The organism is Burkholderia sp. Bp8963, from assembly GCF_003854275.1.
Classification (GTDB): domain Bacteria; phylum Pseudomonadota; class Gammaproteobacteria; order Burkholderiales; family Burkholderiaceae; genus Burkholderia.
The window spans coordinates 163,382-177,707 of sequence record NZ_QTQP01000008.1 but is presented as its reverse complement, the minus strand read 5'-3'; the positions used below and the strand labels follow the sequence as shown (position 1 = coordinate 177,707).

At 68.1% G+C, this 14,326-nt stretch carries 16 protein-coding genes and 2 tRNA genes; 6 read left to right on the top strand and 12 right to left on the bottom strand.

The features are described 5' to 3' along the window. Nucleotides 1-92: 92 nt before the first annotated feature. Nucleotides 93-800 carry a helix-turn-helix transcriptional regulator gene (locus DID96_RS09460; RefSeq protein WP_124599088.1) on the bottom strand — a complete coding sequence of 236 codons (708 nt, stop codon included), beginning with the start codon at nt 798-800 and terminating at the stop codon, nt 93-95. Between the two features lie 184 nt (nt 801-984). On the opposite strand from DID96_RS09460, the gene DID96_RS38230 reads away from it, so the two are divergent. Next, nucleotides 985-1,125, top strand: a complete 141-nt coding sequence (locus DID96_RS38230) for a hypothetical protein (protein ID WP_185732206.1) — start codon at nt 985-987, stop codon at nt 1,123-1,125. A gap of 142 nt (nt 1,126-1,267) precedes the next feature. Continuing rightward, nucleotides 1,268-1,780 (top strand): acyl-CoA thioesterase, encoded by a 513-nt coding sequence (locus DID96_RS09455; RefSeq protein ID WP_124599087.1) that lies wholly within the window; start codon nt 1,268-1,270, stop codon nt 1,778-1,780. 122 nt (nt 1,781-1,902) lie between these two features. Here DID96_RS09455 and fumC read toward each other — a convergent pair whose 3' ends face one another. The 3 genes from fumC to DID96_RS09440 all read right to left on the bottom strand — a co-directional run bounded on the left by fumC (nt 1,903) and on the right by DID96_RS09440 (nt 5,190). Then, nucleotides 1,903-3,297: a class II fumarate hydratase gene (gene fumC / locus DID96_RS09450; protein ID WP_124599086.1), complete on the bottom strand. Its 1,395-nt coding sequence runs from the start codon at nt 3,295-3,297 to the stop codon at nt 1,903-1,905. A 137-nt stretch (nt 3,298-3,434) separates the two neighbouring features. After that, complete coding sequence (norM, locus tag DID96_RS09445; RefSeq protein ID WP_124599085.1) at nt 3,435-4,832, bottom strand: multidrug efflux MATE transporter NorM; 1,398 nt, start codon at nt 4,830-4,832, stop codon at nt 3,435-3,437. A 139-nt stretch (nt 4,833-4,971) separates the two neighbouring features. After that, the gene (locus DID96_RS09440) at nt 4,972-5,190 is read right to left on the bottom strand and encodes an RNA-binding S4 domain-containing protein (protein WP_124599121.1); all 219 of its coding nucleotides are present in this window, start codon (nt 5,188-5,190) and stop codon (nt 4,972-4,974) included. Between the two features lie 318 nt (nt 5,191-5,508). On the opposite strand from DID96_RS09440, the gene DID96_RS09435 reads away from it, so the two are divergent. Continuing rightward, nucleotides 5,509-5,973, top strand: a complete 465-nt coding sequence (locus tag DID96_RS09435) for a hypothetical protein (RefSeq protein WP_124599084.1) — start codon at nt 5,509-5,511, stop codon at nt 5,971-5,973. 151 nt (nt 5,974-6,124) lie between these two features. Here DID96_RS09435 and DID96_RS09430 read toward each other — a convergent pair whose 3' ends face one another. The 8 genes from DID96_RS09430 to fdxA form a co-directional block, all read right to left on the bottom strand. Further along, nucleotides 6,125-6,901, bottom strand: coding sequence for a DUF4088 family protein (locus tag DID96_RS09430; RefSeq protein WP_124599083.1), 777 nt, complete (start codon nt 6,899-6,901; stop codon nt 6,125-6,127). Nucleotides 6,902-7,182: 281 nt separating this feature from the next. Continuing rightward, nucleotides 7,183-7,524: an AzlD domain-containing protein gene (locus DID96_RS09425; RefSeq protein WP_124599082.1), complete on the bottom strand. Its 342-nt coding sequence runs from the start codon at nt 7,522-7,524 to the stop codon at nt 7,183-7,185. Beyond that, nucleotides 7,521-8,273: an AzlC family ABC transporter permease gene (locus DID96_RS09420; protein ID WP_124599081.1), complete on the bottom strand. Its 753-nt coding sequence runs from the start codon at nt 8,271-8,273 to the stop codon at nt 7,521-7,523. Before DID96_RS09420 ends, DID96_RS09425 begins: the two co-directional genes overlap by 4 nt. Before the next feature lie 87 nt (nt 8,274-8,360). Continuing rightward, on the bottom strand, nt 8,361-9,263 hold the full coding sequence (locus DID96_RS09415) for an AraC family transcriptional regulator (protein WP_124599080.1): 903 nt from the start codon (nt 9,261-9,263) through the stop codon (nt 8,361-8,363). 55 nt (nt 9,264-9,318) lie between these two features. Further along, nucleotides 9,319-9,804 (bottom strand): CreA family protein, encoded by a 486-nt coding sequence (locus DID96_RS09410; protein WP_124599079.1) that lies wholly within the window; start codon nt 9,802-9,804, stop codon nt 9,319-9,321. Between the two features lie 141 nt (nt 9,805-9,945). Then, nucleotides 9,946-10,021 (bottom strand) — tRNA-Asn (locus DID96_RS09405). Nucleotides 10,022-10,091: 70 nt separating this feature from the next. Next, nucleotides 10,092-10,167: transfer RNA gene (locus tag DID96_RS09400), tRNA-Asn, on the bottom strand. 99 nt (nt 10,168-10,266) lie between these two features. Continuing rightward, nucleotides 10,267-10,590 (bottom strand): ferredoxin FdxA, encoded by a 324-nt coding sequence (gene fdxA, locus DID96_RS09395; RefSeq protein WP_009688972.1) that lies wholly within the window; start codon nt 10,588-10,590, stop codon nt 10,267-10,269. Between the two features lie 264 nt (nt 10,591-10,854). Between fdxA and pncB the strand changes: the two genes are divergently transcribed. The 3 genes from pncB (at nt 10,855) to DID96_RS09375 (ending at nt 14,277) form a co-directional block, all read left to right on the top strand. Continuing rightward, a complete protein-coding gene (gene pncB, locus DID96_RS09385) occupies nt 10,855-12,054 on the top strand; it encodes a nicotinate phosphoribosyltransferase (RefSeq protein ID WP_124599078.1) in 1,200 nt (399 codons plus the stop codon). Nucleotides 12,055-12,142: 88 nt separating this feature from the next. Then, entirely contained in the window at nt 12,143-12,805 is a 663-nt protein-coding gene (locus DID96_RS09380) for a lactate utilization protein C (protein WP_124599077.1), read from the top strand. A 41-nt stretch (nt 12,806-12,846) separates the two neighbouring features. Continuing rightward, nucleotides 12,847-14,277 (top strand): sodium:proton antiporter, encoded by a 1,431-nt coding sequence (locus tag DID96_RS09375; RefSeq protein ID WP_124599076.1) that lies wholly within the window; start codon nt 12,847-12,849, stop codon nt 14,275-14,277. Nucleotides 14,278-14,326: the final 49 nt, after the last annotated feature.

Genomic DNA, 14,326 nt, shown 5'->3' with positions numbered 1-14,326 from the left:
TTTCAGTGCGCGGTGTTTTGTAAGGCTAATGGCTCGTCCTGTAACAATTCTTGTCCATCTGGCGCGGTTGTCGTCCGGCCGCAATGCGCGCGTCATGCGGCCGTAAGCCACGCGTCGAGCGCCTGCTGTCCCGACACCGTCACGCGCAGCACGCGCGGCCGCTCGGTGCGCTCGATCCAGCCGTGCGCGCAGAAGCTGTCGAGCAGTGCCGCGCCGAGCGCGCCGCCCAGGTGCGCGCGGCGTTCGCTCCAGTCCAGGCAGCCGCACGCGAAGCGACGCCGGCGCGCGCGCTGCTGCGCGACGTCGATGCCCCAGCGCGCGAGCGCCTGGGCGCCGAGCTCGGTCGTGTCGACCGCATCGCCTTGCGCGTGTAGCCAGCCGCGCGCGGTGAGGCCGTCGAAGATGCGCACCGCGAGCTCGCCGGCCATGTGGTCGTAGCAGGTGCGCGCGTAGCGGAGTTCGGCGGGCACGCTGCGCGCCGTCGGCGGAACCGGCCGGTTGGGCGCGGCCGCGCGGGCGACGTTCGCGAGTGCCTCGAGCGACGCGGCGATGTCGGCGGAGGCGATCCGGTAGTAGCGGTGGCGGCCGCGCACGTCGAGCGCGAGCAGCCCGCCATCGGTCAACCGCGCGAGGTGGGCGCTCGCGGCGGACGGCGACAGCCCGGCGATCAGCGTCAGCTCGCCGGCCGGACGGGCGCTGCCGTCCATCAGCACCCACAGCATCGCGGCCCGCCCGGGATCGGCGATCAGCGCGCCGATGCGGCTCAGGCCCGGAAAATGATGGTCGTCGTGATCGGTCATCGTGGCGTCCCGGCGAGGAAATGGAAGGGGATACGACGTAGTGTAGGTGCTTGCTGCATTCGATGTTTCACGACTTGCTGAAATGTCGATTGCAGGGCCGGCCGGCGGGGTGGGTGGGGTGGCGCGCGCGTAAAATAAACGGACGCGGCGGCAGTGGGGCCGCCGCACGCAACGCGATGCGACGATGAAGACGATTTTCGGCATGTTGGCGGTCGCGCTCGTCTGCGCGGCCTGTGCGCAGGGCGGCGCGGGTTCCGCAGGTGAGCGCGGCGGCAGTATCGAGATGTACGGCGTGATCGACCAGGGCGTCACGGTGCGGCGCTGACGGTCGGCTATCCGCGCACCCGGCACGGCGGGCGTGGCCCGGGAACGCCGCCTGCACCTGGCGCCGTCGCGCTGCGACGCGTTGACGCAGCGCAACGTATAATGCCCCGATTGCAGCGCCCCCGCCGCCTGGAGCCCACAAGATGCCCCCCTTGTCCCCTGCCCCCGCGACCCTCGATCGCACCGAAACCGTCTTCCGCTTTCTCGCCGAGCCGTCGTCCGTGAACTTCGGCGGCAAGGTGCATGGCGGCGCGCTGATGAAATGGATCGACGAGGTTGCGTACGCGTGCGCGGCGGTCTGGTCGAGCCGCTACTGCGTGACGGTCAGCGTCGGCAACATCCGCTTCCAGCGCCCGATCCTGGTTGGAAATCTCGTCGAGCTGAAGGCGCGCGTCGTCGCGACGGGGCGCACCAGCATGCACATCCATGTATCCGTGCACGCCGGCGATCCGAAAGGCGGCGTGCTGCGCCAGACGACCGACTGCCTCGTCGTGTTCGTCGCGGTCGACGAGAACGGCAACCCGCTGCCGGTGCCGCCGTTCGTGCCGGAAACCGACGAGCAGAAGGTGCTCGCGAAATACGCGATGGACGTGCGCGCCGCGCTCGACAAGATCGTCGAGATGAAGCCGGAAGAGGTTGCGAAGGGCACGATCTGACGCGTCGCGCGGCGGCGGCCGTTGCGCCGCCAGCGCGCTTCAGACCACCTGGTGCCTGGCCTCCGGTGCCAGGCCACCCGGTGCCTCGCGCCCGGCGCAAACGCCGGCGCGCGCTTGACCGCTCAGCGCGACCCGATCATCTGCTCCGGCCGCACCCACGCATCGAATTCCGCCTCGGTCAGATGGCCGAGCGCGAGCGCGGCGGCCTTCAGCGTCGTACCTTCCTTGTGCGCCTTCTTCGCGATCTGCGCGGCCTTGTCGTAGCCGATGTGCGGATTGAGCGCCGTCACGAGCATCAGCGATTCGTTCAGCAGCAGGTCGATGCGCGCGCGGTTCGGCTCGATGCCCACGGCGCAGTGGTCGTTGAAGCTCTGCGCGCCGTCGGCGAGCAGCCGCACCGATTGCAGCACGTTATGCGCGATCATCGGCCGGAACACGTTCAGCTCGAAATTGCCGCTCGCGCCGCCGACGTTCACCGCGACGTCGTTGCCGAACACCTGGCAGCACAGCATCGTCACGGCCTCGGACTGGGTCGGATTCACCTTGCCCGGCATGATCGAGCTGCCCGGCTCGTTCTCGGGAATCGACAGCTCGCCGAGCCCGCAGCGTGGCCCGCTCGCGAGCCAGCGGACGTCGTTGGCAATCTTCATCAGGCTGGCCGCGACGGTCTTCAGCGCGCCGTGCGCGAACACCAGCGCGTCGGCGGCCGCCATCACCTCGAACTTGCTCGGCGCGGTCACGAACGGCAGCTTCGTCAGGCGGCCGATTTCGTCGGCGACGCGCACCGCGAATTCCGGATGCGCATTCAGCCCGGTGCCGACCGCGGTGCCGCCGAGCGCGAGCTCGTACAGGTGCGGCAGCGCCGATTCGACGTGCCGGACGCCCTGGTCGAGCTGCGCGACGTAGCCCGAGAATTCCTGGCCGAGCGTGAGCGGGGTCGCATCCTGCAGGTGCGTGCGACCGATCTTGACGATGTCGGCGAACGCCTTCGATTTCGCGTCGAGCGTTGCGCGCAGCGTGCGCAGCGCGGGCAGCAGGTGGTTGACGATCGCGTACGCGGCGGCGACGTGCATCGCAGTCGGGAACACGTCGTTCGACGACTGGCCGCGGTTCACGTCATCGTTCGGATGCACCTTGCGCGCTTCGCCGCGCTCGCCGCCCATCAGCTCGCTCGCACGGTTCGCGATCACCTCGTTGAGGTTCATGTTGGTCTGCGTGCCGGAGCCGGTCTGCCAGACCGCGAGCGGGAATTCGCGCGGATGCTGGCCCGCGATGATCTCGTCGGCCGCCGCGATGATCGCGCTGGCCTTGTCGTCGGCCAGCACGCCGAGCGACTGGTTCACGGCCGCCGCCGCGCGCTTGACGGTCGCGAGCGCGTGGATCAGTTCCGGCGACTGCTTCTCGGTCGAGATCCTGAAGTTCTGCAGCGAGCGCTCGGTCTGCGCGCCCCAGAGCCGGGCGGCCGGCACGGCGATCTCGCCGAACGTGTCGCGTTCCATCCGAACTGCTTCGTTCATGATGCACTCCTCTTCGAAAGGGGAAAGGCCGCGCGGGGCGCGGCGTCAGGCGTATCGTGACGCAGTTGCGCTGCTTGTCCGCAGCGTCTTCAACGCAAGAAGCATAGCGCCGACGGCCGGATTGCGCCGTCAGGCGCTCAGTGGCTCAAGTGGCGCTCAGTGGCGAGCGATGCGCTCTTCCGATGGAAGCGCCACGCCAACAGCGCGGCAACGCTCGCAAGGCCCGCCGCGAGGCCCCACCACAGACCGCGTGCGCCGAGGCCCGCATGGAACGCGAGCCAGTAGCCGGTCGGAAAGCCGATCCCCCAGTAGCCAAAGGTGGCGGCCAGCATCGGGATGCGCGTGTCCCTCAGGCCGCGCAGCGCGCCGGACGCGACCGTCTGCATTCCGTCGACGATCTGGAACACCGCGGCGATTCCGAGCAGCGACGCGGCAAGCGACACGGTGCCGGCGTTCGCGGGATCGTCGAGGTGCAGGTAGAGGCCGACGATCGTATGCGGCGCGACGATCATCACGAGCCCCGACAGCGACATGAATGCGACGCCGAGCCCGAGCGCGACGAAACCCGCGTGCCGCGCGGCGACGGGCGCGCCCGCGCCGACCCAGTAGCCGACCCGGACATTGGCCGCCTGGCCGATCGCGAGCGGCACCATGAACGACACCGACGCGACGTTCAGCGCGATCTGGTGCGCGGCGAGCGACGTCGCGCCGAGCACGCCGACCGTGAGGCCGGTTGCGAGGAACAGCGTCGATTCGACCCCGTACGTGATCGCGACGGGCCAGCCGATGCCGATCAGCTCGCCCATCACGGGCAGCTTCGGACGCGACACGGTCACGAAATGCTTGAAGCGCCGGCGGCCGTGCAGCAGCCAGACGAGCGCAAGCGCGGAGAGCCAGATCGTGATCGTCGTCGCGACCGCGGAACCGAGAAAGCCGAGCCGCGGCAGCCCGAACGCGCCGTGGATCAGACCGTAGTTCAACACCGCGTTCACGCCGATGCCGCCAAGCGACACCCACAGGAGCCGCCGCGCGGCGCCGATCGCCGGCAGGAACGAGCGCATCAGGCCGACGCCGATCAGGCTGCCGAGCGCGGCGAAGCGCAGGATGCCCGTGTATTCGCCGACGTTGCGCGCAAGTGCCGGCGGCTCATGGAACATCAGCAGGATCGGCTCGGACAGCGACAGCGCGACGATGGCCGGGATCGCGAGCAGCACCGCCAGCGCGAAGCCCGTCCAGTAGATGTGCGGCACCCGGTGGTCGGCCTTCGCGCCGCGCGCGTGCGCGACGCTGACGCTGATCGACGACAGCACGCCCTGCAGCACCGTGACGATCACGAAGAAGAAGTTCGCGCCGAGCCCGCCCGCGGCGAGCGAGTCGGGGCCGAGCGAGCCGAGCAGCACCGTGTCGGTGACGCTCATCGCCATCTGCGACAGCTGGGCGATCGCGAGCGGTGCGGCGAGGCGCGCGGTATCGGCGGCATGGCTGGACAGGGACGGCGGCGCGGCGGCCGTCCGCGTAAGACCGGAATGCGACATGGAATGAACGCTCGCGCGTGTGCGGGCCCGTGCTGTGTTTATTTTGAGAGACAGCTAGCTTACGGGTTTATTCATACCCTGTCGAACGGGTTGCGGATGGCCCTGTCGCGGGCAGGGGCGGACAGGGACGGTGGCGCCGCTACGCGCCGTGTATCGCGATGCGCGTGTCGCCGAGCAGTACGACCTGGCCTGCACGGATCTTGCAGGTCTTGCGGAGTTCGACGGCGCCGTCGACTTTCACCGCGCCGGACGCGACGATCATTTTCGCGGAACCGCCGCTGTCGGCGAGGCCGGTGATCTTCAGGAGGTTGTGCAACTCGACGAATTCGCCGGTCAGCGTGAAATCCAGATTGGGCATGACGAAGTAAGCGCGCACGGCGCGGGATGAATCGCCCCGCATCATACGGCACCCGGGGGCGCGGCGCGAGCGCGGCGGCGGGTCGCGTGTCCAGGCGGCCGCGGGCGATTCCACCCCGGTCCGGTATGTGCCAGCGCGAGATGTTAGGGAGTGTGAGCCATTCGTCAGCAAATGAAACGGTGGGTAACAGTCTGCGAGATCGGCGAACCCGCGACGCGACGGCCGGGTCTCTAGCCGTACCTGCCGCATGTTGCGGCGGGTGACGCGACGGGCCGCGCCGATGCGGGCCGCGCCTACAACTTCTTGAGGAGGATAGTCATGTCCAAGATTCGTACGATGCTGATCGGTGCCGCAATGACGGCGTTCGCGACCTCGGCTGCATTCGCGCAGACGGGTGCTGGCGCGCAGGGCTCCGCAGGCGCAGGCGTGCAGGTGCAGACGCCGGCCGCCGGCGTCGGTGCAGGCGCTCAGGGCGCGGCCGGCGCGAATGCGTCGGGCAGCGGCCTCGGCAACGCCGTTGGCGGTGTCGGTGATGCAGCCGGCAAGACCATGGGCGGCGCGACCGGCGCGGTCGGCTCGGCAGCCGACGAGGCCAAGGACACCGCATCGTCGGCGGTCCATTCGGCCAAGAAGCATGTGAAGCACGCTGCGAAGTCGGCGAAGGGCCATGCCGGCGCCGCGAAGGCGAAGGCCGGCGACGCGGCTGAAGGCGGCGCGGGCGCCGAGGGCGGCGCGTCCGTTGGCGTGCAGGGCGGTGCGTCGGCCAAGGGCGCAGCGGAGTAAGCGGCGTTCGTCCGCCGGCACGACGGTCGCCCCGGAAGGCGCGTCGTGACAGCGGCTAACTGGCAACCAATCGGCGGCCAACCCGCAACCCACCGGTGGCCCGGTTCGCTTGGCGCGAACCGGGCCGCTCTTCATTCCGGCCGGCGTACCGTCACGGCCGGCGCTGCTCCGGTGCCTGGCCTTGCGCGGTCCGCGCGGGGGCCGGCGCAAATACGCTGCGCAACCACGCGGCGAGGCGCGCGAACACGTCGTACGGTTCCTCGACGAAGATCTCCGGCTTGAGGAGCCGCAGGTATTCCATGATCTGCTGCGCTTCCTGCTTCTGGAACGAGCCGTGCGCGAGCCCGAGCCGCAACAGTCCGCGCAGTTCGCCGAGCTTGTCGCGCGCGGCGCTGCCGACGCTCATCTCGCACGCGAGCTTCGCTTCGTAGATCCGTTGCCGCAGCGATTCCGCGAGCCGCCACGCGGGCGTCTGCATCTGTTCCTCGAGCACCTGGATGTCGAGCACTGCGCTCTTGATCTGCGCGGCGAGTGGGTCGACGAGGGCAGGGTCGCCCTGCGCCTCGGTGACGATCGCTTTCGCCCAGTCGCGGCAGGCCTTCGCGAGCTCGTCGGGCGTCCATTCCGAGCGCGATGCGAAGCCGAAGCCGAATTCGCTGGCCTGGCGCATCAGGATCGCGACGACGTCCGGAAATTCCTTGTCGAGCGTCCGCTTTGCCCACGCATACTGGCCGCCCTGCAGCATCCGCTGCACCGCGTGCTCGGTCAGCGGAACCATGTTGTCGAGCAGTTTCGCGCGCAGGAAATCCTCGAACGACGGCGTCGCGAATTGCGGGTCGAGTTTCAGCGACACGCGCACGAAGGCGTCGTAGTCCTTGCGCAGGGACGCAAGCGTGTCGTCCTTGAGGGAAAGGGTGATCTGGCCCATGAATCGTCTCGATGGCGGCCCGCGCGTAACGGATGCCGACATTGCGCGCGGGTGCGGGCGCAGCGTCGACGGGACCGATTTGCGCCGGGGCCGATGGCGGGTCTTCAATCGTTTATCGGCACGCGGGACGGAAACTTGAGCGGGCCGTGCCCGCGCGCGATGCTGGCGGCGGGACGCGAACCGTCGATATGGGCGGGTTCCCGGGCGGGGCGCCCGGATACGTGCTATCGGGGATGGCTAACCGGGTGGATTGCCGGGCTGATTACTGGCGGGCGCGCCGCTCAGCCCGGCAGCCAGCCGTGCGGTAGCACCACGCCCTGCCAGAAGAAGAACACCGCGAGCCCGGCGGCGATCGTCACGAGCGGTCGGCGCGTCGTCGCCGACACAAGCACCGCGGCGAGCGCGCCGACGAGCTGCGGATTGCGCCACGTGAGTTCGGCCGTCCCGCCGTGCGGCGACACGGTCATCGGCACGATGATCGCGGTCAGCACGGTGACGGGCACGAAGCCGAGCGCAGTACGCACGAGCGGCGGAAACGTCAGGCGTTCGCCAAACAGGAACAGCGTCGAGCGGATCGCGTACGTAATGGCGGCCATGCCGAGGATCAGCAGCGCGTAGCTCACGATGCGGCCTCCGTGTGCGAGCCGGCGCGCGCACGGTCCTGCAGCAGCGTGAGTGCGACGCCGACGACGACCCCCGCCGCGACCGCGCCGAGCAGGCCGAGCTTGTACGGCCAGCCCTGCCAGTAATACGCGAGCGTGCCGGCCGTCGCGGCCGCCGCGAAGTAACGCAACGTGCCGAGCTGCGGCACCACGATCGCGATGAAGGTCGCTGCCATCGCGAAATCGAGGCCGAGCGACTGGAGGCCCGGAAACGCCGCGCCGAACCACAGGCCGGCGATCGTCCAGATCTGCCAGTTCACGTACATTGCGAGCCCGCAGCCGAAGAAGTAGTGCGGGCCGATCGCGCCCGGCGGGAAGTGCCGATAGTGTGCGTACGCGACTGCGAACACCTCGTCGGTCAACAGTGCGCCGAGCGTTGCGCGCCACCGCAGCGGCAGATGCGCGACGTATGGCGCGAGCGTCGCGCTGTACAGCAGGTGGCGCAGGTTGACGATCAGCGTCGTCGCGAGCACGACCGCGAAGCTCGCGCCGCCCGCGACGAGCCCGAGCGCGATAAATTGCGCGGAACCCGCGAACACGGTCAGCGACATCAGCGCGCCGTGCCAGCCGGCGAGCGGGCCGCCGCTGACGAGCGTGCCGTAGATCACGCCGAACGGCGCCGCGCCGACCAGCATCGGGATCGTGTCGCGCGCGCCGTCGAGCCACTCGTTCAGCGGCCGGCGGGGGGATGAGGTTGGGGAATCGTTCAACGTAGCGCCTCCATGCTCTGGAGGATAGTGGGCCGGCGCGCGGCCGGCTTGTACGTTCTTGCGCTGCCGGGCCGGCGCATCAGCGCATCAGCGAGTCTGCCAGCGTCCGGGCGGCACGCCGAACATCCGTTTGAAATGTCGGGTGAAATGGCTCTGGTCGACGAAGCCGCTGTCCGCCGCGACGTCGGCGACGGCCACGCCCGCGCGCAGCGGCGCGAGCGCCCGCTGCAGGCGCAGCTGGTTGCGCCACGCGTGCGGCGGCATGCCGGTCGTGCGGGTGAAGAGGCGTGCCGCGTGGAATGGCGACAGGCCCGCCGCGCGCGCGACTTCGTCCAGCGTCACCGCGCGCGTCAGGTCCGCGGCGAGTTGCTCGCGCATCGCTTCGACGCGCGGTTCGTCCGCGATGAGCAGCGCCGGGCGCGGATGCGTGTCGGCATGGCGCACGATCAGCGTCGAGAACGCGTCGAGCATTGCCGTTTCGGCCGCGAGCGGATCGTAGATGCGCGATGCGGCAGCGCCGGCCTGGTCGGCCGACTGCAGCCCGTGTCCGTGCGACGCGGCCGCGTGTTCGCTGCCCGCTTCCATCAGACGGTAGGCGTGCGAGATCCGTGCCGCGAGATCGAGGTCGCGGATCACGTCCGGCGGAAACCAGGGGGCGTCCTGAGGGCGGCCGGCGATCGCGCTCGCGAGCGACCGGATGAAATCGACCGGCACGTAGCTGACCCGGTAGCGCCAGCCGTCGTCGGCCGCGCGCGAGCCGGTGTGCACTTCGCCGGGGTTGATCACGGGTACGGTGCCGGTCTCGGCGACGTAGCCGCTGCCGCGATACGTGTAGCGCTCGGCGCCCGCCTCGATGACGGGGATCGTGTACGCGTCGTGCCAGTGGGGCGCGAACGTGTGGTCGCGATAGGTGGCCGTGACGAGATCGGCGTCGGGCAGCAGCGCAGTGCGCCAGTAGCGGACGGTATCTCGAAGGCGGGCGGCGGACATGGCGGGCGCGGGAGCGGGCGAACCGATAGTGTAGCCCTGCGCGAATCCGGCTCGCTTACTTGACGGGGATCGGCGTGGCGGCCGGGACGGGCACCGCGGTCACGCTGTTCTTCGGGCTGCCGCTGACGACCCGGTCGCTGTAGGTCAGATAGACGAGCGTGTTGCGCTTCTTGTCGACGACCCGCACGACGTGCAGCGTCTTGAAGATGAATGACATCCGCTCGCTGAACACATCGGTCTGCTGCTTGAGCGGCCCCGTGAAGCTGATCGGGCCGACCTGCCGGCACGCGATCGACGCTTCGCTCGGGTCCTCGGCGAGGCCGAGCGAGCCCTTGATCCCGCCGGTGCGCGCGCGCGACACGTAGCAGGTCACGCCCTGGACGAGCGGATCGTCGTATGCCTCGACGACCACGCGGTCGGAGCCCGTCACGCGGAAATTGGTGTTGACGCTGCCGACTTCCTCCGCATGCGCGAGCGGCGCGGCGGCGAACGTTGCGACGAGAAGGGCGGAGGGCACGACGGCGGAAAGGCGGGTCTTCATCGGCTGAGGCTGAGGCGATTGCGGGACAGAGACTCTAGCATGCGCGCGGGACGCGCCATCGGCATCGGCAATGGAATGGGTGTTGGCATTGCAGCGCCGGAAAAAACAAAAGGCCCGTCGAATGACGGGCCTTTCGCTATTTGGCTCCCCGACCTGGGCTCGAACCAGGGACCTACGGATTAACAGTCCGGCGCTCTACCGACTGAGCTATCGGGGAATAAATCGGTACATCTGCGTTTGCGCTACCAACAAAAAACCCGTCCACTTTCAACGGGCCTTTGCATTTTTGGCTCCCCGACCTGGGCTCGAACCAGGGACCTACGGATTAACAGTCCGGCGCTCTACCGACTGAGCTATCGGGGAACAAACAGCAGAGAAACGAGATTGTATGGAGTGTTGGTTAGTGTGTCAACACTTTTAACGCATTCCGCTCAAAAATTTTTTCGGGCGGGCGTCGTGCGATCAGCGCTCGAGCAGATGCAGCTTGTCCTGCACGTCCTTCCACTCGTCCGCGTCGGCCGGTGCCGGCTTCGTCTTCGTGATCGACGGCCAGTTCTTCGCCAGCTCGGCGTTCAGCGCGGTGAACTGCTGCTGGTCGCCCGGGACGTCTTCTTCCGCGTAGATCGCGTTGGTCGGGCACTCGGCCACGCACACGGCGCAGTCGATGCACTCGTCGGGATCGATCGCGAGGAAGTTGGGACCTTCACGGAAGCAATCCACCGGGCACACATCCACGCAATCCGTGTATTTGCACTTGATGCAGCCTTCGGTCACAACGTGAGTCATTAAAACGCTCCTGCTTGGCGGTATATATGGGGTGGCGTATGCGCCAAAAGCGGCATTGTAACTGATGCACAAAACCCGCATGGCGTGGTCGGCTTTCCGGCTTATACCGTTTCGTGATTAGTTTATGGGGGGGCGCCTGGCTGGGGCGCCGTGCAGGGCGGTGCGGTTTCGCGATGGTCCGGCCCGCATTCGGGTAACATGGCCGACAGGCCGGGCGGCGCGCGGTGCGCCGGAGCCGGTCCCGATATTGGCGGTGCCGTCATCATGATCATCACTTCGCTGCTCGACACGGATCTCTACAAGTTCACGATGATGCAGGTCGTCCTGCATCACTTCCCGGCCGCAAACGTCGAATACCGTTTCAAGTGCCGCACGCCCGGCGTCGATCTCGTGCCGTACATCGACGAGATTCGCGACGAGGTGCGCGGCCTGTGCGCGCTGCGCTTCACCGACGACGAACTCGACTACCTGCGCCGGATGCGCTTCATCAAGAGCGACTTCGTCGATTTCCTCGCGCTGTTCCACCTGAACGAGAAGTACATCTCGATCACGCCGTCGCCGAAGGGCAACGGCGAGATCGACATCGAGATCCGCGGGCCGTGGCTGCACACGATCCTGTTCGAGATCCCGGTGCTCGCGATCGTCAACGAGGTCTATTTCCGCAACACGCAGCGCGAGCCCGACTACCGCGAAGGGCGCGGGCGGCTGTGCGAGAAGATCAAGCTACTCGGCGCGAAGCCCGAGTTCGCCGATTGCAAGATCGCCGACTACGGCACGCGCCGGCGTTTCTCGAAGGTCTGGCACGAGGAGGTCGCGCACACGCTGCGCGACGGGCTCGGCCCGCAGTTCGCGGGCACGAGCAACGTGTACTACGCGATGAAGCACGGCCTCACGCCGCTCGGCACGATGGCGCACGAATACCTGCAGGCATGTCAGGCGCTCGGCCCACGGCTGCGCGATTCGCAGACCTACGGCTTCGAGATGTGGGCGAAGGAATACCGCGGCGACCTCGGTATCGCGCTGTCGGACGTCTACGGCATGGACGCGTTCCTGAACGACTTCGACATGTACTTCTGCAAGCTGTTCGACGGCGCACGGCACGACTCGGGCGATCCGTTCGAGTGGGGCGAGCGGATGATCCGCCATTACGAGGCGAACCGCTGCGACCCGCGCACCAAGGTGCTCGTTTTCTCCGACGCGCTCGACATCCCGAAGGTCATGCAGCTGTACGAACGGTTCCGCGGACGCTGCAAGCTCGCGTTCGGCGTCGGCACCAATCTGACCAACGACCTCGGCTACGTGCCGCTGCAGATCGTGATCAAGATGGTCCGCTGCAACGGCCAGCCGGTCGCGAAGCTGTCGGATTCGCCGGGCAAGAGCATGTGCGACGACAAGGCGTATCTCACGTACCTGCGCCAGGTGTTCGGCATCGCGCAGCCGGTCGACGACGACGCGTCGCAATGAGCGTCGGCCGTTCGGCCGAAGGTGCGATGCGGGTGGGGCGGCCGGTATAATCCGACGGTATCGCACGCCAACGTCACGAGGACCGTTCATGGACACTTCCGCTGCCCGTCGCCAGATCCTCGCACGCATCCGCGCAGCGCAGGGTCGCGGGCCCGAACCGGACGCGGCGGAGCGCGAAGGTGTCGACGACTACCTCGCCCGTCATCCGCAAGGCCCGCGTCCGCCGATGCCGGCCGACCTCGTCGCGGCGTTCATCGAAGAAGCGACGAAGCTTGCGACGACCGTCGACGAAGTCGACTCGCTCGCCGCCGCGCCGGCCGCTGCCGCCCGCTACCTGACCGCGCACGGCCTGCCGATGCAGGCCATCGCGTGGCGCACGCTCGCCGATCTCGACTGGGCAGGCGCAGGCCTTGCCGTCGAATGCCGCAAGCCGGCCGATGGCGATCTCGTCGGCCTGACCGGCTGTTTTTGCGCGACGGCGGAAACCGGCTCGCTGGTTCTGCTGTCGGGTCCCGATACGTATGCGTCGGCCGGCCTGCTGCCGGAAACGCATATCGCGATCGTCCCTGCGTCGCGGATCGTCGCCGGTCATGAAGACGCATTCGCGCTGATTCGCGCGGAGCGCGGCGAATTGCCGCGCGCGGTCAACTTCGTGTCCGGTCCGTCGCGCACGGGCGACATCGAGCAAACCATCGTGCTGGGCGCGCACGGCCCGTACCGCGTCCACGTGATCGTCGTACGGGGCGCGTGACGCGCCCGTCAAACCCACCGCAATTCAAAAGGAAGTTCTGCATGAAACGACATGCCGCCTGGGCGGGCATGGCGTCGGGGGCTGCGCTTGGCGCGGCTCCCGCGCTCGCATCGGCCGCGACGCTCGACGGCGCCACGTTGTCTGCGCTCTGGGGCATCCCGTTCGCCGGGATCCTGCTGTCCATCGCGCTGTTCCCGCTCTTCGCGCCGGTGTTCTGGCATCACCATTTCGGCAAGATCGCGGCCGCGTGGGCCATCGCGTTCCTGGTGCCGTTCGCCGCCGTGTTCGGCGCGGGCACCGCGTTCGGCACGCTCGTGCACGCGCTGCTCGACGAATACATCCCGTTCATCGTGCTGCTCACAGCGCTCTACACGGTCGCGGGCGGCATCTGCGTGAACGGCAACCTGCACGGCACGCCGAAGCTCAACACCGCGCTCCTCGCGCTCGGCACGCTGCTCGCGAGCGTGATGGGCACGACCGGCGCGGCGATGCTGCTGATCCGGCCGCTGTTGCGGGCAAACGATAACCGCAAGCACGTCGTGCACGTCGTGATCTTCTTCATCTTCCTCGTCGCGAACGCGGGCGGTTCGCTGTCGCCGCTCGGCGATCCGCCGCTGTTCCTCGGCTTTTTGAACGGCGTGAGCTTCTTCTGGACGACGACGCATCTCGCGCCGCCGATGCTGTTCATCTGCGCGGTGCTGCTCACGGTGTTCTTCGCGCTCGATACGTATTTCTACCGAAAGGGCGGCGAAGAGCGGCCGGCTGCCGTCGATCCGACGCCAGGCAGCGACGCGCTGTCGATCGACGGCAAGGTCAACTTCGCGCTGCTCGCGGCGGTGGTCGGCCTCGTGCTGATGAGCGGGATCTGGAAGCCCGGTGTGATGTTCGACGTGTGGGGCACGCACGTCGCGCTGCAGAACCTCGTGCGCGACATCGCGCTCGTCGGTGTGACGCTCGCGTCGCTCGCGCTGACGCCGCGTTCCGCGCGCGAAGGCAACGCATTCAACTGGGCGCCGATCGAGGAAGTCGCGAAGCTGTTCGCGGGGATCTTCGTGACGATCGCGCCGGTGATCGTGATCCTGCGCGCGGGCGCGGACGGTGCGTTCGCGCAGATCGTCCATCTCGTCACCGGCCCGGACGGCAAGCCGATCGATGCGATGTACTTCTGGGCGACGGGCCTGTTGTCGTCGTTCCTCGACAACGCGCCGACCTATCTCGTGTTCTTCAACCTCGCGGGCGGCGACGCGCAGTCGCTGATGACGACGGGTGCGACGACGCTCGCCGCGATTTCCGCGGGCGCGGTGTTCATGGGCGCGAACAGCTATATCGGCAACGCGCCGAACTTCATGGTGAAGGCGATCGCCGAATCGCGCGGCGTGAAGATGCCGAGCTTCTTCGCGTATCTCGGCTGGGCGCTCGTCGTGCTGGTACCCGTGTTCCTGCTCGCGACGTGGTTGTTCTTCACGGCGTAAGCTGACGGTTTTCAACAATGAGCGGGCAGTTCGTCGCGCGATGTACGCG

What these genes read in the sequence shown, in the direction of transcription:
- DID96_RS09460 (WP_124599088.1), bottom strand. Translation starts at nt 800, where the DNA reads ATGACCGATCACGACGACCATCATTTTCCGGGCCTGAGCCGCATCGGC.
- DID96_RS38230 (WP_185732206.1), top strand. Translation starts at nt 985, where the DNA reads ATGAAGACGATTTTCGGCATGTTGGCGGTCGCGCTCGTCTGCGCGGCC.
- DID96_RS09455 (WP_124599087.1), top strand. Translation starts at nt 1,268, where the DNA reads ATGCCCCCCTTGTCCCCTGCCCCCGCGACCCTCGATCGCACCGAAACC.
- fumC (WP_124599086.1), bottom strand. Translation starts at nt 3,297, where the DNA reads ATGAACGAAGCAGTTCGGATGGAACGCGACACGTTCGGCGAGATCGCC.
- norM (WP_124599085.1), bottom strand. Translation starts at nt 4,832, where the DNA reads ATGTCGCATTCCGGTCTTACGCGGACGGCCGCCGCGCCGCCGTCCCTG.
- DID96_RS09440 (WP_124599121.1), bottom strand. Translation starts at nt 5,190, where the DNA reads ATGCCCAATCTGGATTTCACGCTGACCGGCGAATTCGTCGAGTTGCAC.
- DID96_RS09435 (WP_124599084.1), top strand. Translation starts at nt 5,509, where the DNA reads ATGTCCAAGATTCGTACGATGCTGATCGGTGCCGCAATGACGGCGTTC.
- DID96_RS09430 (WP_124599083.1), bottom strand. Translation starts at nt 6,901, where the DNA reads ATGGGCCAGATCACCCTTTCCCTCAAGGACGACACGCTTGCGTCCCTG.
- DID96_RS09415 (WP_124599080.1), bottom strand. Translation starts at nt 9,263, where the DNA reads ATGTCCGCCGCCCGCCTTCGAGATACCGTCCGCTACTGGCGCACTGCG.
- DID96_RS09410 (WP_124599079.1), bottom strand. Translation starts at nt 9,804, where the DNA reads ATGAAGACCCGCCTTTCCGCCGTCGTGCCCTCCGCCCTTCTCGTCGCA.
- fdxA (WP_009688972.1), bottom strand. Translation starts at nt 10,590, where the DNA reads ATGACTCACGTTGTGACCGAAGGCTGCATCAAGTGCAAATACACGGAT.
- pncB (WP_124599078.1), top strand. Translation starts at nt 10,855, where the DNA reads ATGATCATCACTTCGCTGCTCGACACGGATCTCTACAAGTTCACGATG.
- DID96_RS09380 (WP_124599077.1), top strand. Translation starts at nt 12,143, where the DNA reads ATGGACACTTCCGCTGCCCGTCGCCAGATCCTCGCACGCATCCGCGCA.
- DID96_RS09375 (WP_124599076.1), top strand. Translation starts at nt 12,847, where the DNA reads ATGAAACGACATGCCGCCTGGGCGGGCATGGCGTCGGGGGCTGCGCTT.